Below are 18790 nucleotides of genomic sequence, written 5' to 3' on the forward strand. Positions count from 1 at the left end.
TTATCCGCCCAATCCGGTTGATGCTGGAGCGTCAAGAAATGATGGTTGCGTGAGAAAGCGGATACTTCAGGACCGACTAATTAGCATGACAGCTTCTGTTGTTACAGGAGGAGGCACTCATGACAACAACCTTCTTGAACAAGGACCAGAGCATGGAAAAGGGCCTTGGCCATGGAGTAATCCGTAATATGAAAATGAAGAGAGTAGCAACACTTTTTGTCACTTCTTCTATATATTTGACATTACTAGGCTGTCCTCGAGTAGCATATATAGAGGTGTACAACAACACGAGCCATACAATAAAGATTGACACATCCACTGATATCGCTGAGGCAGAACCTGCAGGTTCAGTTACACTGCCTATCGCCTACTCATATTTTCATATTGAATTTAACCAAGAAACATGGAGGTATAATCGGAACATACCCCATGATGGAAGTGATGGCCCATATTTCGATGGGACCTTGCGCATACAAATAAACTCAGACAAATTGGGGTATGCTTTAGAAACAAACCAAAAACCTCCCGTAGTGGACTTTGAAGAGCAGCCTACTGGTTATCCAATTGAACCAGACAAGGTTATTCCAGCTATGGAACAATAAAGATATCCAATCTACTAAGTGACCTTGGCCAGCAGATGCGCTACGGTAAAGTAATCCATACGAACAGGCCGCTCAGGGATACGGAAAAGGCGAAGGTCATTGTAGCCGGGTAGATATTATGAATAAATTTTCAGCACATGTGAAAACAGCCACTCTCAATCATACTGGACATATAATAACATCGTTGCTTCTTGTTGCTTTCACGACAATTTACGGATGCACACGCCCAGCCGTTCTCTATTTACACAACAACACAGCGGAAACATTCTCTGCATGTAACTTAAATCATTCAGAGGAGCCGTGTTATATTATTGAGTCCAGCAATACTGACGAGATAGTTTTAACTGGAAACATCCCTCCAGCTGAGAGAGAGCCAGGCTGGAATATTTTGATCACGGGCGGCCAGGGCAACAAGTCTTTGTATAGATACATATACCGAAGAGATTTCGGCTCCTTATCAGACTATATCTCTGAGTCATATTGCAAAGGGCGTATTTTTCGACTTTGTGGAATCGCTATTCAACTGAATCAAGATCAAGTAATCTATTGGGCTGGACAGGATAGCACTATGCCTATCAGTGAGATCCCGGAGCAGCCAACAATCAAAGGGGTCAGAGTCGTTGATTTTGTACACCGGCCAGTACGAGACCAACCTCACCGGCCTGATCCATATGGATGTAACCCGGCTACTAATGCTTCTGTATCATTACCAATGCAACAACCTGCTAACGTATCTCCGCAGCATCATTGCTGACCGGTTTATCGTAGCCTGACAGTTCAATGTTGAACGAGGCTCCCACCGCCACACTGGCACGTGCAAGTGTGGCCAGAGTCACACTGGTGTCATTTTCATCCAACAGGCGGTTGATGACCGGCCTGCTGGTGTGCATTCGCCGCGCCATTTCCGTCTTGGTAATGTGTTGCCGCTTCATCGCCTGTGACAACTGCCAGGCAATGACGCGCTTCATCGCGGCGGCAGTAACATCTTCCCTGACGCCATATTCTTCCAGAAAGTCGTCAAAATCAGAGCCAATATGCCTGTTCATGATGTACTCCTCAGTGTCTTCAGACGTTGCTCTGCCGTCTTCAGTTCTTTCTTGGGCGTCTTTTGATCTTTCTTCACAAAACTGTGTAACAGCACCATTTGGCTGTCTACCACAGTAAAAAGAACTCGCACGATGCCATCGTTGATGGTCGATCGAACTTCCCACAGGTCATCACCCATTTTTCGCACCAATGGCATGCCCAGTGGCCAGCCAAACTGTACGGCTTTGATGTCTGTCCCGATTGTTTTCCGGTCTTCTGCTGTCTGATCTCGCAGGAAGTCTCTAACAGGCTCCCTGCCACCGGCAGTGCAGAAGAATCTTACAGAAAGTATCGGTTCAGGCATGAACTAAGTGTATCAAAAAAGATACATCGTGCAACTCAACAGCGCAGTTAAACCTAAAACAGAGAACGACATTATCGTAGAGATCGCGATATTCTGTGCCATGTAAGCACCTGATCGACCAGGTGGTCGAGGTGACGCGGCTGGTGTAGTGTATTGCTCATCGCGAGGGAGCAATTTCATGAACCACCCCGATCTCGACATGCAGGACATGGCCCGCCAGCTGCGTACCCTGCGCGAAGAGCTGGAAGCCCAGAGCAAGGGCTCCGCAGGTGCGCGCTCGACGGTGGTGCTGGACCAGACCACGGTCGGACGCCTCTCCCGCATGGATGCGCTGCAGGGTCAGGCCATGGCCAACGCCGAGGAAGAACGCCGACGCCTGATGATGCGGCGTATCGACGCCGCGCTGACCCGCATCGACAACGGCGAGTTCGGTGCCTGTATCAAATGCGATGAGTGGATTGAGGCCAAACGGCTGGCGTTCGACCCGACCGTACTCAAGTGCATGGGCTGCGCCAGCTGATACCCTCAAAAAGCCTCGTCGCCCATGGTGGCCATGGCTATCACGCCACGGGCGGTGGCGGTCCGGCAGATATAGTCCAGATGCTCGTTCAGGCTGGCCTCGCCCGGCATCTGCTCGACATCGGTGCGCTGGCACCTGTACACCTCCAGCAGCGTCATGTCGTCTGCACTGAGGTCTTCATGCAGAAGTTTCAGGGCCTGCTCCAGATCCTTTTCGGGCACTGCGGCAATACAGCAGGTCTGGGTCGAGCCGTCCAGGCGCTGAGCCGAGGCTTCGCCGATCGCGGCCCTGAGGTAGATCAGCCAGATGATGTCGTCAGTCATGGTCTTCCCTGTTCGAATTCCCGCGCCTGTGCACCGGCAGGGCCTCAGTCCTCCGCCAACGTCACTTCGCTGGCGCGTATCAGTCTGCCGCCGTCTCTGTTGACCATGAATCGCCCCTGCACCCGTACCCGCTCGCCCACATGATCAGCCACCAGCGCGGCCGGTTCGATGGCGACCCGGTTGAGCTGTGCGTCCTCGATCCAGTAATGCAGGGGGTCGTCGAACATGCGCACGGTACCTTCGGTGATCACGTCGCGCCCGTTGTAGCCGGACTGGTAGGTCACCAGGCGGTCGAGTGAGCGCTCCATGACCGGATCGGCACAGGCTGTCAGCAGGCCGAGCATCAGACAGCAGAGTAGCCGGCCGGCCCAACCGGAATGCGGGGATTGATTCATGGTGAGATAGTAAACTCACTGCAGCCGATAATCGACCGGCACTTCAAAACGCAGCGAGTCAATGCCCTGCCGGGTCAGTTCATCCGGCAGCGGCGGCAGGTCATCCAGATGATCCAGCAGCGCCAGGGCGGCGGCATCCAGGCTGTCGTAGCCGGTGGATTCACGCAGGCCCAGACTTTCTACCCGGCCATCGGCACGAACCTCGAACGCCAGCAGCGCCGTACCTTCCTGATTCAGCCGCTGGGCGCGGCGCGGGTACTGATGGGCCCTGGCCAGGGCAGACTGAATCAGCGCCTCGTATTGCGGGCGCATCTCGGCTTCCAGTTCTTCGCCGTCAGGCGGGCCGGGTGAAGGCACAGCCACATCACCGGGCAGTGCCCAGTCTGTGGCACGGCGTTCGTTCAGCCGTTGTTCCAGAGCCCGGGTATCCACCTCCCGGGAGGCGGCAGTGGAAAAGGCCTGCAGTTCGTCTCTGAGTGCCTCCAGATCAGGTTGATCCGGTGCAGAATTCCGATTCAGATACTCTCTCTGCAGATATTCAGGCAGCGGCTGGGCAGTGGGTCTTTCCGGCTCGGGTTCCGCTGTCGGTTCGGGCTCTGGCACCGTGATTGGCTCGGGTTCCGGCAGCGGCTCGGGCAGGGGTTCGGGGGTGGCAACGGGTGCCGGCAGCGCCCATTGCCAGGCGCCGGCCGGCGAGGCAATGACGGCATCAGCATCGGGGGGATCCAGCTCCGACCGGGCGGGTACTGCCATGGCCATCAGTTCCATCTGTACCGGTTCCGGCATCCGTGTTTCGGCGGCCGCCAGCAACGGCGGTGCCTCCGACAACAAGGCCCAGACCAGCAGACCATGGGCCAGCAGTGACAGCGCAACGGCAGGTACCAGACCCCCCGGCGGCTCGGGGCCGGGACGCCGGGTCAATTCCGCCGGCAGTACCTGGCTGTCACCGCTCATTACCAGCATGGCTGGCCCTACGGAGTTTCCAGCAGGACCGCACGCAGGGTGATGTAACCACTGGTACCGGAGTCCGGATGGTAGTAGCGCGTGGCCTGTACCAGCACGATGTCGTCCGTGGTGGCCTCGTCGCCGTCCAGATCCAGCGCAAAGACCCGGTAGTTCGGATGCAGCCGATGGCCTCCGGCCACACCGTAGCGGAACCACTCATTGCTGGTGAAGACGTTGTCTGCCGAGTCACTTTCGAAGCCGAAACCGAAGGCGGTATCGGAACCATCCAGTGCATTCACCTCCGCTTCGGTATAGGGCGAGTCGACATGCAGGGCTACATTGCCATCGCCGGTCACACCGCCGTTCAGGCGCAGCACACCGACCGAACCGGTACCCTGGGCGCTGGTGGTGGTTTCGACGGTATAGCGAATATCCCAGTCTGCAGTGGCACTGGTGCTGTAGGTGCCGGCGTCGAGGTCGATATAGACCGAGCCTCTGGGGTCATCCAGTTCTGCTGTCAGTTCGGTGCCGCCCGTCAGGTCGAAACTGCCGTCGCCGGACATCGGCGTGATACGCAGAATAATGGCGGCATCATCGAAACTGGCATCGGTATCCCGGGTATCAAACAGCGGCTCATTATTGTCCAGCAGTTGCACAATGAAGTTGTCCCCTTCGGTGCTGCGCACGGCCCAGTAGTGGTCCTCGTTCGCAGTCACATAACCACCCCCCGGGCGCCCTGCGGGCAGATCGCTGCGGTAGGTCGCCCAGTCACTCCAGGCCCCGAAAGCCGGCTGGAAGTCTTCTGCCGCAAAATCCAGATCAGTCGGGTCATAGGGGTAGGTCAGGTCGGCCAGATACATCTCCGGCGTGGCATTGACAAAGGTGTTCTCGACCGGGTCACCATTGCCGTCATAGAAGGCATCCTGGGCATGGGCGAGTGCGGCCGTGACCGAGCCGGTACCGGCAACACCGCCATTGAGCATCACTATATTGTAGCGCTGCAGTGCGACGTGCCAGTCGTCACCCGACAGGTCGGTGGTCATGACGCCGGTCTGGAGATTGACACCGGTCAGGTCTGTATAGCTGGAGGCGTCCACGACCACGGACGCCACCTTTCCGGCCTGCAGATCGGCGGCAAAATCCGTCGATCCGCCACCATTGTTGTTGCCATTGCTGGAGCTGCTGGAACTGTCAAAGCAGCCGCCCAGAGCGACCAGGCTGGTCAGCAGCAGGGTTCCACCCAATGTTTGATATGCCTTGTGTGAACACGACATGACGATAACTCCCAAATTTGATTTCCTTTCCGTTTGCTCCGTTGCAGCGGAGCGCCTGTGTCGTGATGGCTGACTCGTTGCTTCAGAACCGGCCCTGCACGCCGGCAAAGACCCGCCGACCGATCAGCGGTCGGCGGTCGCCACTGGTATCCAGGGGCTGATACTCGTCGAGCAGATTGTCGCCGCCGGCAAACAGCTCCAGATGACGGCCCGCTTCGACATTGACCACGGTGCCGAGATCCACCCAGGCCGGAGTGCGCTGGGTATTGTCGCTGTCCGACCAGGTGCGGCTGTGGTGCCTGGCCGACGCCAGCCACTGCACCCGATCGAGCGGCTGCCACTCAACACCGGCCGTCACCACATGCGGTGTGCGTCCCGGCAGTCTGTTGTCGGTCTCCCGGTTGCGGGCCTCCGTGTAGCTGTAGGCAAGACGCGTCTCCCACTGGGGTGACAGCTGCAGGCGCCCTTCGGCATCCATACCCCTGATCTCGGCCTCGTCGATGTTCTGGTAGCGATAGATATCCAGGTTGGCCTGCTGACTGGCCGCCTCGTCGAGGTCGGTCACAATCAGGTTCTCGGCCTGATTCAGATAGACGCCGAAATCGGCACTCCAGCGCTGGCCGCTCAGCGCCATTCCGAGTTGCCAGGACAGGTTCTGTTCCGGGTCCAGGTCGGGGTTGCCGCGTACCTGATAACCGAACTGGCTGTGGTCAAAGAAGTAGTACCGCTCCTTCAGGTTGGGCACGCGATAACCCACGCCCACACCGGCGCGCAGATGGCCGGTAGCGCCCGGAAACTCCAGCCAGGTCGGGTCCCAGCGCAGGTTCAGTTTGGGCGCAAGGAAGAAGCCGAAACCCTCGTCCCACTGGGCCCGGGCACCGGGCAGCAGCTCCAGCCGATCGCCGACGAAGAAATCATCCTGAACATAGAACGCGAAATCCTGCTGGCTGCGCTCGGATACCTCTTCGGTCGAAGACGTGGTGCCGTCCAGTGCCTGCGTGGTGCGGGTCTGCTCCAGGCTGCTGTAGCGGTAGTCCATGCCCAGGGTCAGCAGGTGCTCACCCCACTGCGCATCCCACTGCTGGCTGACCGAACGCAGCCACATCTCGGCCTCCCGCTCGCGCTCGGTCACATCGGTCAGGATGGCATCCTGCGTGGTGGTCTGATCAAAGCGCTCCAGGCGCGCCTGGGTAGTGCTGTCGATGTCATCACCCAGCACCGAGGGCCGCTGCCAGCGCAGCGCGCCCGCCAGACGCAACGTCTCGTCGGTATAGTTGAAGGGCACGCCGTCTTCATCCACCGGCCGCCACAGGTCGGTCACGAACAGCTCGGTATCCAGGCGCCAGCTATGGGCTCCGTGCTCCAGACTGAGGCGGTTGTCCACCGACCAGGTCTGGCCGCTGAAGGTGTCCTGAGTGCGGACATCGGGGTTTCGGTCCGAACCATAGCTTTCACGAAAGTCGAAGCTCAGCCGGTTGCTCAGCGGACCGATCTGGCCGGTGGCGCCACTGAGGCTGAGGCGCTGTTCCCCCAGCAGGCCCAGCGCCGCATCGTCCGTGTTCAGATCCCCGTAGGAAGTGCCCTGCCAGCGCACCCGGCCTTCCGGGCGAGCCGGTTCGGCGGTGATGATGTTGACCACACCACCCATCGCATCGCTGCCGTACAGGGCCGAGGTGGCTCCGCGCACAACCTCGATGCGTTCGACCTGATTCAGATTCAGCCGCGACAGATTCACCGTGGAACCGGTCGAGGCCGACACCGGCATGCCGTCTATCAGCACCGCTACCTGGTCGCCCTGCATGCCCTGCATGATGACCTGTTCGCCCTCGTCCCCGTGGATGCTGCCCAGTTGCACACCCGGTATGTGGCGCAGGGCTTCGGCGACGGTGTTCACCTGCCGCGCTTCCAGTTCTTCCCGCTGCAGTACAGTGACCTGCACCGGCGAATCGCTGATCGACTTCTCGGTGCGGGTGCCGGTAATCACCAGAGTATCCAGTGCTGTTTCCTCGGCGGCTGCCGTCACCGTCATTGCTGCCAGCAGCAGGCCGAGGGCCCTGATCCTTCCTGCCCGATAGCGCCTTGTCACGATCTTGCTCCCTGCTGGGTTGATTTTATGAATGCAAACGATAATACTTCTCATTCTATTAAATGCAACTCGAACTTTGCAGCATTTCCGGGAGGGGTTATGACACAGCTAACCAGGGAGGCGGTCACCACCGCTGGACAGAACGGGCAGGGCAGTCCTGCCGATACCTTGCGCCAGCGCTGGCTGGCCCTGCTCGATCAACAACCCGGGCTGCGCATTCGCAATGCAGCCGAACTGCTCGGGGTGAGCGAAGCGGAGTTGCTGGCCACCGAATGCGGTGACACCGTGACGCGATTGGCGCTGGAACCCTATGACCTGCTGGGCGAACTCCACCGCTGTGGCCGGCTGATGGCTCTGGCCCGCAATGATGGGGCCGTGCATGAAACCCTCGGCCCCTTTGGCGAACTGAAGGGCAAGGGCAATATCCGGCTGTTTCTCGGCGCCCAGGACCAGCGCCTGTTTGCCCACCGCTGGACACGCGCCTTCGCCGTGCAGGACGACAAGCGCGAGAGCGTGCAGTTCTTCAACGCCCAGGGACGCGCCAGCTTCAAGATCTTTACCACCGCTGACACCGACAAGACGGCCTGGCAGCAACTGGTCAGCCGGTTTGTGGCCACCGACCAGTCGCCGCTGGAGCGGGACATCCGGCCAGACGAACCCAAGCGCCACCGAGCCACACTGAACCGGGACGAAATCAGCTACCTGCAGCAACGCTGGGATGCCATTACCGATGTGCACCAGTTTCATGGCCTGCTGAAGGACTTTGATCTGCGCCGATTGACGGCCTTCCAGTACGCCGGCACAGAGCGCGCCTGGGCCATTCAGCCGGAAGCTGTTGAACGCCTGATCCAGCTCGCCGACGAGCGTCAGCTACCGCTGATGATCTTTGTCGGCAACGGCGACGTGGTACAGATCCACACCGGTACTCCGGGCCGACTGCTGCGCACCGGACCCTGGTTCAATATTCTGGACCCGGATTTCAACCTGCACCTGAACACCGAAACCATTCAGTCAGCCTGGGTGGTGCGCCGCCCCACACGCGACGGGGTGGTCACCGCCGTCGAGGCCTTTGATCGGCATGGCGAGTCCATTGTGCAGTTTTTCGGTGAACGTCATGAAGGCGAACCGGAGAGCCTCAAGTGGCGCGCGCTGGCCGAGGAGATGCCACATGCTGCGCACTGATCGCCGATGCACGGGCCAGCGCCTGATGGCCCTGTGCCTGCTGCTCTGGTCCGGGCTGGCCGGCGCCGCCGAGCGCATTGTCGTCGCCGACGGTGCGCTCACGGAGATACTCTATGCTCTGGGCGCCGAAGACCGCATCGTGGGGGTGGATACCACCAGCATCTATCCGCCGGAGGCCGAGGATTTGCCCAATATCGGCTACCTGCGCGCGCTGTCGGCGGAGGGCATTCTGTCGCTCTCTCCCGATCTGCTGCTGACCACGCAGGATGCCGGGCCGTCGGCCGTGCTGAACCAGTTGCGGCAAGCCAACCTGCGAGTGGAAATGCTGGAGGCCGACTACTCCGCCAGCGGCACCCAGGCCCTGATCGAACGGGTGGGGCAGATAGTCGGGCTGGAAGACGAAGCCGAGGCGCTGGGCCAGGAGCTGCGGGACCAGGTCGAGGCCGCACGGGATCAGATTGACCCCGACACCCGCATTCTGTTCGTGCTGCGCGGCGGCGGCCGGGGATTCATGGTCAGTGGCAGCGGCACCCGCGCCCATGCGCTGATTGAGCTGACAGGCGCCAGTAATCCGCTGGCGGCCATGGACGGCTACAAGCCGCTGGCCAATGAAGCCGCTCTGGAACTGGCACCGGATGTCATTCTGGTGTCGCACATGGAAGGCGACGTGGCTGCGCTCTACGAACACCCGGCCCTGCAACACACCCCGGCAGCGCGCCACGGGCGCATCCATTCGATTGACGACACGCACTGGCTGCAGTTCGGGCCGCGGCTGGGCGAAGCCGTGACTGAACTCAGCGAGCTGATTCGCAATGGCCAGGGTGATACGGCTGGCCTGTCCGCTGACAGCCGCATGACGCCATGAGTGTACTGGCTCGACCCGCCAGCCCAAGCCTGTTGCGCGCGGTCAGCCGACTGCCCCGGCAGCCGCTGTTGCCCTGGTTGCTGCTGAGCAGTCTGCTGCTGGGGTCCATACTGGCCGGCCTGAGCTTTGGCGCTGCCGCCATACCCGGCGTGGATGTCACCACGGCGTTGGTATCCGGCCTCACGGGGTGGCGCATCGGTGACCACACGGTGGCGCAGGAACTGATTGTGTGGCAACTGCGCCTGCCCCGGGTCCTGATGGGCGGGCTGATCGGTGCCGGGCTGGCGGTTGCCGGGGCAGCGGTGCAGGCGGTGTTCCGCAACCCGCTGGCCGACCCGGGCCTGATCGGGGTATCGAGCGGCTCGGCGCTGGCAGCCATTACGCTGATCGTACTTGGCGATGTGATTCTGGTCGGCTGGCTGAGCCAGTTCGAAGCCGTGGCGCTGCCCATTGCCGCCTTTACCGGCGGCCTGATTACCACGGCGCTGATCTATCGCATCTCCACCATGAACGGCACCACGCGGATTTTCACTCTGCTGCTGGCCGGCGTGGCCATCAGTGCGCTGACCGGTGCCGTGACCGGGGTGCTGACCTATCTGGCCGATGACGGCCAGCTGCGTACCCTGACCTTCTGGAGCATGGGCAGCCTGGGCGGGCTGTCCTGGCAGTCGCTGTGGACGGCCGGCCCCTGGATAATGCTGACGCTGATCGTGCTGCCGTTCTTTCGTCAGGCTCTGAATGCACTGCTGCTCGGAGAACAGGTGGCACAGCATCTGGGCATGAGTGCGCAGCGCATCAAGAAGGTGGTGATTGCCATAGCGGCCGTGGCCGTGGGCGCTTCGGTGGCGGTGGCCGGCATGATCGGCTTTGTCGGTCTGGTGGTGCCGCATCTGATGCGCCTCTGGCTGGGGCCGGACCATCGCCGCCTGCTGCCGGCCTGTGCCCTGAGCGGCGCCAGCCTGCTGATCCTGGCAGATGTGATCGCCCGCACCATCGCCGCCCCGGCCGAGATCCCCATCGGCATCATTACCGCCCTGATCGGCAGCCCCTTCTTCCTGTGGCTGCTGCTCAGCCAGGGGCAACGCGGGCAGTTCAGTTGAAGGAGTTCACCACCATGTTGCGCGCACAGAATCTGACCGTACGCATTGGCGCCACCACGCTGCTTGCTGACGTGAGCTGCACCCTCAGGCCGGGCGAACTGGTCGCCGTTCTGGGCTGCAACGGCGCCGGCAAGTCGACTCTGCTGGGCGCTGTGTGCGGAGACCTGCGCTTTCAGGGCGGCAGCGTGCACCTCAATGAGCGGGCACTGCGCGACTATCGAATGGTCGACCTGGCCCGTATCCGGGCCGTGATGCCGCAGAGTGTGCAGCTCGGCTTTCCCTTTCAGGCGCATGAAGTAGTCGCGCTGGGGCGCATGCCCTTCAATGAACCGCGCGCCCGTACCCGCGAAGCCGTCCGCCAGTGCATGGCCCTGACCGAGACGGCCCACCTGCAGACCCAGGTCTATCCGACCCTGTCCGGCGGCGAAAAGCAGCGTGTGCAACTGGCGCGGGTACTCAGCCAGCTGTGGCCCTTTGCGCCCGACCAGCGGCAATATCTGTTTCTGGACGAAGCCACGGCCAGCCTGGACCCGCTGCATCAGCAGCAGGTGTTTTCGCTGGCCCGCCAACTGGCCACCCGGGGCCTGGGCGTGATGGCCGTGGTCCATGACATCAACCTGGCCAGTCAGTTTGCCGACCGGGTGCTGGTGCTGCGACAGGGTCGATTGCTGGCGGAGGGCACGCCGCAGGCCATACTGACCCCGGAGCTGATTGCCGAGGCCTTCAGTGGCCTGCGCGTACAGTGCACACCGGATGCCCTGACCGGTCAGCCCTGGGTCCTGCCATTGCGCGATCAGCCCCTGCCGCGACTGGGCGAAGCACTGGCCGACTGATCACCGAACCGGCCGTGAGTGCGATCATAGGCCGAGACCGGCGGCGGCTGCCGCTGCGCCAGCAGCGCCGGGTCCGGCTGGTAGATATCGATCTGCAGCGGAAAGCAGGCCGCCGTGTCGCTCGAATGCTCACTGCCACAATCCCCGCCCGGGCAGGCCGACAACCCGCCGAGCAGGTCCACCTCGGCAAAGAACTCCAGATAGTCGCCCGGCCGCACCGGACTGGCCTTCATGAAGTACTGATGCGTGTCTCGGGTAAACCCGGTGCACATGAAGACATTGAGCACGTCATGCACCAGCGGCTCGGCCTCGTGCAGTGACAGGCCGGTTTCGGCAGCCAGGGCCCGGGTCAGATTGGAGTGACAGCAGTGGTGGTAGTCGTGACCCGCCAGCAGACGCTGGGTGTAAGGGTCACAGCGGGTGCCGATCACATCATGCACGCTGCCGCCATCGGCATCGAAGCCGTACCAGTCCAGCGTATCCGCAGTGATGGTGGCCAGCGGACGCAGGCACGGAAAACGGCTCCACAGCCGGTCGCCAGTACTGAGGTGGGTGCCGTGCAGAGCCCGTGTCTTGCCGCTGTAGAAGTGTTCCTGCAGGTTGTCGGCCGCCCACAGATTCAGGTCACCGACCTGCGGCCCCTCCACACTGATAATGCGAAAGAAGGCTCCGGCCGGCACCCGAAAGGTACGGGCCTCACGCGGCGGCACGAGCACCGACTGCTGCCGGGTCAGGGTGTCGCGCGCCCGCTGCAACAGCGCCAGGTCCGGGTCGGGCAGGGTGGTATCCGAATAGGCCACCACCGGCGTTCTGGCCTGGCGCGCGGCGGCGTCCGCGGGGGTCGGATACTCGGGCGTACGCTTCATAAGATTTCTCCACAATTGTAATGTGTCGCTGCCCCCTTTCAGCAGGACAAGGGGGTGAGACGACGCCGGAGCAGCGCCCGCGTCAGGTCGGATGTCGAATCCAGACCATAGTGCACCGGGTCCAGACCGCCATCAATCATCAGCATGGCCAGCCCGTGCACGGTGCTCCAGGCATCCAGCGCCTGTATCTGCAGGGCCTCGGGCTCTGACTGCCCCGGAGTCAGAGCCGCCACGGTGTCTTCCAGCACGCGGTAGGAGGCCGCCCCGGCCGCAACCAGGTCCGGAAAAATCTCGCATTGTTCAATGGTGCCGCCGAACATGAGCCGGAACAGCCCGGGATTGTGCGTGGCAAAATCCACGTAGGCCACACCGCAGGCCACCAGCCGTTCGGCGGGGTCTGTACCGGCCTGTGACATCCCCTCCACCATGGCCCGTGTAAAGGTGCGGTGGCCTTCAGCCGCCACCGCTGCCAGCAGGGCAGTCTTGTCCCGAAAATGATGGTAGGGCGCCGCCTGCGACACACCGGCCCGACGGGCTGCTGCACGCAGACTCAGTTTGCTCAGCCCTTCGGTCTCCAGTATTTCCCGGGCGGCCTGAACCAGTGCCGGGGCCAGGTCCCCGTGATGATAACGCTGACCCGCACCTGACAATGATTCGGATGCAGGCTGTTCGACAGACTTCAAGACAGGCTCCTGTAGCGGCTTCAGTCATGAATAAAGTGTAACAGATCAAATCTTGACAACGTTAAAATAAGATTTATCTTAACAGTTACAAGATAAGCCTGGAGGTACAGGAATGAACGATCACACAGATACAACACGACGGGATCTGCTCAAGGCCGGTATGGCAGGCACCGCCCTGGCAAGTCTGGGCGCTGCCGGTTGCAGCCGCAGTCAGCCGGTGGCAGAGGGTCTGCAGCGCGAGACCGCTCCGCCGCCGGACTGGATTCTGCCGCTGGCCCGGTCTGTCGAAGGGCCTGCTGCGTACACACCCGAAGTCGAAGGCACACTGCCAGCCGACCTTGCCGGCACCCTGTATCGCAACGGGCCCGGCCGGTTTGATCGGGGCCAACGCCGGAAGAAACACCTGCTGGACGGCGACGGTTTCGTTCAGCGTCTGCACTTTGCAGAGGGTCGGGTCCATTTTCGGGCTGCCTTTGTGCAGACCCCCAAGTTCGAGCGCGAAGAGGCCGCAGACCGGTTCCTCTATTCGACCTGGACCACGCCCCGTCCGGGTGGCCCCCTGCGCAACCTGGGGGGCGGGCCCATGCAGTCTCAGGCGGGCATTACTGTGTACCCGGTGGGTGATCGGGTCTATGCGCTGGATGAGGGCAACCCGGCCTGGTCACTTGACCCCGACACCCTGGCCACCCTGGGCAGTCATCAGCTTGGTGAAGGCAATATCGGCATCAAGGCGCACAGCAAGCTGGACCCCGTCAGCGGCGAGTGGCTGCTGGCCGGGCAGGACTTCGGGCGCGTCAGCAGCCTGAATACGGTGATTCACGATCAGGCCGGTGATCTGCTGCACCAGCACAGGGTCTCCGATCAGCCATTGCGCTACTTCCATGATTTTCTGGCCACCGAGCACTATTATGTGTTCGTGCTGCACCCCTGTGTGCTGAACCCGTTCGGTTTTCTGTTCGGCATGCGCAGTGTGGTCGACTCGCTGGAATGGCAGCCGGAGCTGGGCAACCGGGTCGTGGTCGTACCCCGGTCAGGTGGTGAACCGCGCAATTTTGAAGCCACAGGCGCCTTCATGTGGCATGCACTGAACGCCCACGAACGCGGTGACGAGATAGTGGCGGATATTGTGGCCTATGATCATCCGGACCATTTCATCCCCATCAACGGGCGTGAACCCCTGTTGAGCGCCCTGATGGAGGGCCGCATGGGTGCGGCAGAGGAACCCGGCCGCATTCGCCGCTATGTGATCAACCTGCGTACCGGTCAACTGCGCGAGGAGATACTGCACAACGGGAACCACGAATTCCCGTTCGTGGACCCGCGAACGGCCACCCTCAGGCATCGCGTCGGCTATTTTGCCTGGTCCGGTATCGGCACGATGAATACCGGCATCAAGCGTATGGACATGGACAGTGGCGCGGAACAGGTGTTCGATTTCGGGCCCGGCACCCATGTCGGCGAACCTGTTTTTGCAGCTGATTCGTCAGACCAGACGGATGCCGGCTGGTTGCTGGCGCAGTGCCTGGATGGTGCCAGCGGACGGGCGTTCTACGCCGTGTTCGACGCCCGCCAGGTGGCTGCCGGCCCGCTGGCCAGAATCTGGCTGCAGGATGCACTGCCCATCAGCTTTCATGGCTGGTGGCAGCCGCTGGCATGACTCAGCCGGCAAAGGCCCCCAGTACCTCTTCGGGAATGGCCTGGGCCTGGATGCCGCCAGGCCGTTCCGGTGCACTGCGCACCCAGACCCGGGTTTCGAAGCCTTCCACTGCCAGGGCTTCGCCCTTGTAGAGCCGATGCGTGACGTCGAAGCTGCTGCGCCGGAATTCGGTAACCGTGCTTTCGATCACGACTTCGTCGCCGTAGCGCGACGGAATGTAGAATTTGGACCGGGTATCCACCATGGGGATGCCGACAATATCGAACCGCTGTGTCATCTCGTATTTGGGGAAACCGGCCGCTGCAAACAACTGCCCCGTGGCATCATCGAAGAAGGCGAAGTAGCGCGGGTAGAAGACGATGCCGGCGGGGTCGCAGTCACCCCATTCTATGGTTCTGTTGACGCGGTTGGTCAGCATGATGGACTCCTGAATAGTCTGCTTGTCTTCAGTCACAGCAAATCACCTGATCGCCGGGACTGTCGCTGTAGAGGTTGTCTACCAGATGGGCACGGGCCGTCAGCACGGCGCGCTGGTTGATGGATCCCTTGTCGGTGATCTCGTTGGCATCCAGACGCGGCGGCGGCTCGAGCAGCGCCAGACGCCGCACCCGGTTCGAGCTGCCGGTACTGGTTTCGCTCAGTTCCCGCAGCAGGGCCCGGAAGCGTTCCCGCACCGGCTCACTGCGCAGAACCTCGGCCCGACTGGCCGACGCGGGCAGGCCGGCGAGTTGCCGGCAGGCCGACTCGTCCGGAAAGACCAGCGCCGACACATAAGGCCGGTCCAGACCGGCGATGACGACATCCTGCACATGGGGCGCACCGGCACTGATGATGCGGGTCCGCAGCGGCCCCACACTGACCCAGGTGCCGGTATCAAGCTTGAAATCTTCCGCAATGCGACCATCGAACCGCATGCCCCGTTCCGGCTTGTCGGGGTCTATGAAGCAGGCGGCATCGCCCAGGCAGTAGAACCCCTCGTCGTCGAAACTTTGCGCTGTCACCTCGGGCTGGCGCCAGTAACCCGGCATCACATTGGGCCCTCTGACGCGGCACTCCAGCTTGTCACCGTCAGGCACCAGCTTGATCTCGACGCCGCGTGCCGGCAGGCCTATCACCCCTGAGCGCGATTCTTCCAGTGAAGCAAACATGGCCGAAGGTGCGGTCTCGGTGGCCCCCAGTCCGGTCAGCATGCCGACCTTGCAGCCCAGGGTGCGCAGGGCCTGCTCGTCCAGGCGGTCCCAGACATGCTGCGCCAGACCGGCACCGGCAAAGAACATCAGGTTCAGGTTGCAGAAGAAGGACTCACGCAGGCGGTCGTTGCGCTCCAGTTCGGCGGCCAGCAGCTCGAAGCCCTTGGGCACATTGAAATAGACGGTGGGCGACAGTTCCTGCAGGTTGCGCAGGGTCTCCCGCATGCGGTCCGGCGTCGGCTTGCCGTCATCAATGTACAGCGAGCCGCCGTTGTAGAGCACAATGCCCACGTTGTGGTTGCCGCCAAAGGTGTGATTCCAGGGCAGCCAGTCCACCAGCACCGGCGGCTGTTCGGCCATGAAGGGCATCAGGCCCCGCAGCATGGACTGGTTCGAACACAGCATGCGATTGGTGTTGATGACCCCCTTGGGCATGCCGGTCGAGCCCGAGGTGAACAGGAACTTGGCAATGGTATCGGCGCTGCAGTTCCGATGCGCCGCGTCGACAGCTTCCGTGGGCTCGGTACGCAGCCAGTCGGCAAAGGTCGATACGGGCCCGTCATAGCCGTCCGGGGTTACCGCCAGCACCTGCATGCCGGGTTTGACCAGGGCCTGCAGTGCCGGGGCATAGGCCCCGGCGTCATCCGCAAACAGCACGCCGGGCGTCAGCAGATCACAGATATGATGCGCCTTGCTGTAGTCCTGGCTGACCAGACAATAGGCCGGGGACACCGGGGCGTAGGGAATACCCACATACATGGCGGCAAAGGCCAGCAGCAGGTGCTCGATGCTGTTGCCGGACAGTATGACCAGGGGTCGCTCGGGGCTCAGGGACTGGTTCAGCAGGGCCTGGGCCAGGGCTCTGATCTGCTGTCGGGCCTGTGCATAGGTAACGGTCCGCCACGCCCCGTCGGCATCACGACGGGCCACCAGCACCTGATCCGGACGTGCGTCTGCCCAGTGGTCCAGGCAGGACATCAGTGTTTCCGGATAGGGCGCCAGCGGTTCTTCGATAGTCAGCAGTCGGGTACCGTCGGGCCGCTCACGCATGATCAGCGTACTGCTGCCAATCGTCACATCTCGGTATTCAGCGGTTATGGGTTGCCTCATGTTGAAACCTGTTCCTGTTGTTGTTGTCACTGTTCGACCGCCAGGCGAGCTGCCTGCCCCCAGTCGGCCCGTTGCAGACGCTGCAGGTGCGCGCCCACATCCGGCAGAAACTGGGCGCAGTAGGCGTTGAGCAGGTCCGGCAGATCGGCCTGCGGGTCCGTTGCCGGGGCGGTGCTGTCCATGGCCGTCACCGCTCGCACCAGCTGCCAGGCGCTGGCCAGCACACCCATGGCCTCCAGCAGGGCGACACTGCCGCCATGCAGCCGTATGGGGTTCTCCGCCGAGGTCTGCAACAGCGTGCGCACGCCCCGATCCAGTTGCTGCAGTGCTGAGCTGATCAGGGGCATGGCGACGGTCACCTGCGGGTGCCGACAGAGTTCCAGGTCGGCAGCCACCTGATCGACCCAGATCTGGAACACAGTGCCCTGATCACGCAGCAGTTTGCGCAGCACCAGATCCTGCGCCTGAATGCCGGTTGTGCCTTCATAGATGGTGCTGATGCGCAGGTCGCGATACAGCTGGGCCACGCCGGTCTCCTCGACAAAGCCCAGACCGCCGAAGATCTGGATCACGTCACCGGCCAGTCGGTTGGCCGCCTCCGATGCATAGGCCTTGAACACCGGGGTGAGCAGATCGACCAAGCCCTGGGCCGGCACGTCAGCAGCGCTGGCCACGCGGTCCTGCTGAAAGGCCAGCCAATAGCCCAGCAGGCGCAGCGCCAGCGTCTGGCTGCGTATCCGCAGCAGCAGCCGTTTGACGTCTGGATGCTCAATCAGCACGGCGGACTCACCGGTCACCGGGTGGTGGCCCTGCCGGCGTTCACGGGCCCAGCCCAGAGCAGTCTGATAACCGCGTTCAATGACCCCCACGGCCTGCATGCCCACACTGAGACGGGCCGCATTCATCATCACGAACATGATGGGCAGACCCTGATGCAGCGTGCCGACCAGATACGCCAGAGCACCTTCTTCGGCCCCGAACTGCAGGCTGCAGGTGGGACTGCCGTGCAGACCCAGCTTGTGTTCCAGACCGGTACAGGTCACCGCATTGCGTTGCCCGACATCCAGATGCGAAGGCACGGCAAAAAGAGAAAGGCCACGGCTGCCGGCCGGGGCGTCAGGTACCCGTGCGAGCACGAGGTGCAGTATGCCCGCAGCAAGATCATGATCCCCATAGGTGATGTAGATCTTGTTTCCACTGAGTCGGTACCTGCCATCCCCGGCCGGAACAGCCTTTGTGGCAACCCTGCCCAGATCTGATCCGGCAGCGGGTTCGGTCAGCGCCATGGTCGCTGCCCACTCCCCCTGCGTCAGTCCGGGACCATATTTGTCCAGCAAGTCGGTGGCGCCACCTTCAGCCAGTGCCTCCAGAGCGCCATCCGTCAGCGGCTGCAACAGGCTGAACGCCATGTTGGCGCCCTGCCAGAATTCCGTGATCATGGTCGCAAGCAGTTGCGGCAGGGCCTGCCCGCCCAGCTCTTGCGGGGCCCGGGCGGCCGTCCAGCCGGCGGCACGAAACTGTGCAAAGGCTTCAGTCCAGCCCTCCGGCGTGCGCACCCGGCCCTGTTCGTCGAGCCGACAGCCCTGCTGATCACCCACCCGCTGCAGGGGCGCCAGCACTTCGACTGCGAAGCGCGCGGCTTCCTGCAGGATGGCGTCCACAGTGTCCTCATCCAGATCCGCAAAGGCCGGCACCGAGGCCCGCTGCTGCGGGCCAATCAGGTGCTTCAGCACAAACCGGATATCTGCCAGAGGCGGGTGATAGACCAT

Annotated in this window: 19 protein-coding genes; 7 read left to right on the top strand and 12 right to left on the bottom strand. The window is 62.0% G+C overall.

Annotated features, from left to right (window positions below; translation table 11 throughout):
* Positions 1–119: 119 nt before the first annotated feature.
* Positions 120–602 carry a hypothetical protein gene (locus E4656_RS17850; RefSeq protein ID WP_135484682.1) on the top strand — a complete coding sequence of 161 codons (483 nt, stop codon included), beginning with the start codon at positions 120–122 and terminating at the stop codon, positions 600–602.
* Between the two features lie 725 nt (positions 603–1327).
* Here the strand turns inward: E4656_RS17850 and E4656_RS17855 are convergent.
* Together E4656_RS17855 and E4656_RS17860 are read right to left on the bottom strand one after the other, a co-directional pair.
* Positions 1328–1648, bottom strand: a complete 321-nt coding sequence (locus E4656_RS17855) for a helix-turn-helix domain-containing protein (RefSeq protein WP_135484683.1) — start codon at positions 1646–1648, stop codon at positions 1328–1330.
* Positions 1645–1992 carry a type II toxin-antitoxin system RelE/ParE family toxin gene (locus tag E4656_RS17860; RefSeq protein WP_135484684.1) on the bottom strand — a complete coding sequence of 116 codons (348 nt, stop codon included), beginning with the start codon at positions 1990–1992 and terminating at the stop codon, positions 1645–1647. Before E4656_RS17860 ends, E4656_RS17855 begins: the two co-directional genes overlap by 4 nt.
* Positions 1993–2170: 178 nt before the next feature.
* On the opposite strand from E4656_RS17860, the gene E4656_RS17865 reads away from it, so the two are divergent.
* Positions 2171–2512: a TraR/DksA family transcriptional regulator gene (locus E4656_RS17865; RefSeq protein ID WP_135484685.1), complete on the top strand. Its 342-nt coding sequence runs from the start codon at positions 2171–2173 to the stop codon at positions 2510–2512.
* A 5-nt stretch (positions 2513–2517) separates the two neighbouring features.
* On the opposite strand, the gene E4656_RS17870 is transcribed toward E4656_RS17865, so the two are convergent.
* The 5 genes from E4656_RS17870 to E4656_RS17890 all read right to left on the bottom strand — a co-directional run bounded on the left by E4656_RS17870 (position 2518) and on the right by E4656_RS17890 (position 7535).
* A complete protein-coding gene (locus E4656_RS17870; RefSeq protein ID WP_135484686.1) occupies positions 2518–2835 on the bottom strand; it encodes a hypothetical protein in 318 nt (105 codons plus the stop codon).
* A gap of 44 nt (positions 2836–2879) precedes the next feature.
* The gene (locus E4656_RS17875) at positions 2880–3230 is read right to left on the bottom strand and encodes a hypothetical protein (RefSeq protein WP_205849266.1); all 351 of its coding nucleotides are present in this window, start codon (positions 3228–3230) and stop codon (positions 2880–2882) included.
* Between the two features lie 15 nt (positions 3231–3245).
* Positions 3246–4193, bottom strand: a complete 948-nt coding sequence (locus E4656_RS17880) for a TonB family protein (RefSeq protein ID WP_135484687.1) — start codon at positions 4191–4193, stop codon at positions 3246–3248.
* Between the two features lie 8 nt (positions 4194–4201).
* Complete coding sequence (locus E4656_RS17885; RefSeq protein WP_167856125.1) at positions 4202–5419, bottom strand: HmuY family protein; 1218 nt, start codon at positions 5417–5419, stop codon at positions 4202–4204.
* Between the two features lie 112 nt (positions 5420–5531).
* Complete coding sequence (locus E4656_RS17890; protein WP_167856126.1) at positions 5532–7535, bottom strand: TonB-dependent receptor plug domain-containing protein; 2004 nt, start codon at positions 7533–7535, stop codon at positions 5532–5534.
* 99 nt (positions 7536–7634) lie between these two features.
* On the opposite strand from E4656_RS17890, the gene E4656_RS17895 reads away from it, so the two are divergent.
* The 4 genes from E4656_RS17895 to E4656_RS17910 are packed head-to-tail and all read left to right on the top strand — an operon-like array spanning position 7635 to position 11515.
* Complete coding sequence (locus E4656_RS17895; protein WP_167856127.1) at positions 7635–8717, top strand: hemin-degrading factor; 1083 nt, start codon at positions 7635–7637, stop codon at positions 8715–8717.
* Positions 8704–9582 carry a heme/hemin ABC transporter substrate-binding protein gene (locus E4656_RS17900; protein WP_167856128.1) on the top strand — a complete coding sequence of 293 codons (879 nt, stop codon included), beginning with the start codon at positions 8704–8706 and terminating at the stop codon, positions 9580–9582. Before E4656_RS17895 ends, E4656_RS17900 begins: the two co-directional genes overlap by 14 nt.
* Complete coding sequence (locus E4656_RS17905) at positions 9579–10682, top strand: FecCD family ABC transporter permease (RefSeq protein ID WP_135484692.1); 1104 nt, start codon at positions 9579–9581, stop codon at positions 10680–10682. The genes E4656_RS17900 and E4656_RS17905 overlap by 4 nt, the downstream gene beginning before the upstream one ends.
* A gap of 14 nt (positions 10683–10696) precedes the next feature.
* On the top strand, positions 10697–11515 hold the full coding sequence (locus tag E4656_RS17910) for a heme ABC transporter ATP-binding protein (protein ID WP_135484693.1): 819 nt from the start codon (positions 10697–10699) through the stop codon (positions 11513–11515).
* On the opposite strand, the gene E4656_RS17915 is transcribed toward E4656_RS17910, so the two are convergent.
* Positions 11476–12381, bottom strand: coding sequence for an urea carboxylase-associated family protein (locus E4656_RS17915; RefSeq protein WP_135484694.1), 906 nt, complete (start codon positions 12379–12381; stop codon positions 11476–11478). The two genes, E4656_RS17910 and E4656_RS17915, sit on opposite strands and share 40 nt — an antisense overlap.
* A gap of 38 nt (positions 12382–12419) precedes the next feature.
* Complete coding sequence (locus E4656_RS17920) at positions 12420–13064, bottom strand: TetR/AcrR family transcriptional regulator (RefSeq protein WP_205849267.1); 645 nt, start codon at positions 13062–13064, stop codon at positions 12420–12422.
* Positions 13065–13176: 112 nt separating this feature from the next.
* Here E4656_RS17920 and E4656_RS17925 point away from each other — a divergent pair, with 112 nt between their 5' ends.
* A complete protein-coding gene (locus tag E4656_RS17925) occupies positions 13177–14721 on the top strand; it encodes a carotenoid oxygenase family protein (protein ID WP_135484695.1) in 1545 nt (514 codons plus the stop codon).
* Between the two features lies 1 nt (position 14722).
* Here the strand turns inward: E4656_RS17925 and E4656_RS17930 are convergent, their stop codons facing one another.
* Genes E4656_RS17930 through E4656_RS17940 form a run of 3 tightly spaced genes read right to left on the bottom strand, consistent with a single transcriptional unit; the run spans position 14723 to position 18790 of the window.
* Complete coding sequence (locus E4656_RS17930; RefSeq protein ID WP_240754023.1) at positions 14723–15175, bottom strand: acyl-CoA thioesterase; 453 nt, start codon at positions 15173–15175, stop codon at positions 14723–14725.
* On the bottom strand, positions 15168–17021 hold the full coding sequence (locus E4656_RS17935; protein WP_240754024.1) for a feruloyl-CoA synthase: 1854 nt from the start codon (positions 17019–17021) through the stop codon (positions 15168–15170). The genes E4656_RS17930 and E4656_RS17935 overlap by 8 nt, the downstream gene beginning before the upstream one ends.
* Positions 17022–17047: 26 nt before the next feature.
* Positions 17048–18790 (bottom strand): acyl-CoA dehydrogenase family protein, encoded by a 1743-nt coding sequence (locus E4656_RS17940; RefSeq protein ID WP_135484696.1) that lies wholly within the window; start codon positions 18788–18790, stop codon positions 17048–17050.

The organism is Natronospirillum operosum (genome assembly GCF_004768465.1).
Lineage (GTDB): Bacteria > Pseudomonadota > Gammaproteobacteria > Pseudomonadales > Natronospirillaceae > Natronospirillum > Natronospirillum operosum.

Excerpts from the sequence above, each read along its gene's own strand:
- E4656_RS17850 (WP_135484682.1), top strand. The coding sequence starts at position 120 with ATGACAACAACCTTCTTGAACAAGGACCAGAGCATGGAAAAGGGCCTT.
- E4656_RS17855 (WP_135484683.1), bottom strand. The coding sequence starts at position 1,648 with ATGAACAGGCATATTGGCTCTGATTTTGACGACTTTCTGGAAGAATAT.
- E4656_RS17860 (WP_135484684.1), bottom strand. The coding sequence starts at position 1,992 with ATGCCTGAACCGATACTTTCTGTAAGATTCTTCTGCACTGCCGGTGGC.
- E4656_RS17865 (WP_135484685.1), top strand. The coding sequence starts at position 2,171 with ATGAACCACCCCGATCTCGACATGCAGGACATGGCCCGCCAGCTGCGT.
- E4656_RS17870 (WP_135484686.1), bottom strand. The coding sequence starts at position 2,835 with ATGACTGACGACATCATCTGGCTGATCTACCTCAGGGCCGCGATCGGC.
- E4656_RS17875 (WP_205849266.1), bottom strand. The coding sequence starts at position 3,230 with ATGAATCAATCCCCGCATTCCGGTTGGGCCGGCCGGCTACTCTGCTGT.
- E4656_RS17880 (WP_135484687.1), bottom strand. The coding sequence starts at position 4,193 with ATGCTGGTAATGAGCGGTGACAGCCAGGTACTGCCGGCGGAATTGACC.
- E4656_RS17895 (WP_167856127.1), top strand. The coding sequence starts at position 7,635 with ATGACACAGCTAACCAGGGAGGCGGTCACCACCGCTGGACAGAACGGG.
- E4656_RS17900 (WP_167856128.1), top strand. The coding sequence starts at position 8,704 with ATGCTGCGCACTGATCGCCGATGCACGGGCCAGCGCCTGATGGCCCTG.
- E4656_RS17905 (WP_135484692.1), top strand. The coding sequence starts at position 9,579 with ATGAGTGTACTGGCTCGACCCGCCAGCCCAAGCCTGTTGCGCGCGGTC.
- E4656_RS17910 (WP_135484693.1), top strand. The coding sequence starts at position 10,697 with ATGTTGCGCGCACAGAATCTGACCGTACGCATTGGCGCCACCACGCTG.
- E4656_RS17915 (WP_135484694.1), bottom strand. The coding sequence starts at position 12,381 with ATGAAGCGTACGCCCGAGTATCCGACCCCCGCGGACGCCGCCGCGCGC.
- E4656_RS17925 (WP_135484695.1), top strand. The coding sequence starts at position 13,177 with ATGAACGATCACACAGATACAACACGACGGGATCTGCTCAAGGCCGGT.
- E4656_RS17935 (WP_240754024.1), bottom strand. The coding sequence starts at position 17,021 with ATGAGGCAACCCATAACCGCTGAATACCGAGATGTGACGATTGGCAGC.
- E4656_RS17940 (WP_135484696.1), bottom strand. The coding sequence starts at position 18,790 with ATGGTCTATCACCCGCCTCTGGCAGATATCCGGTTTGTGCTGAAGCAC.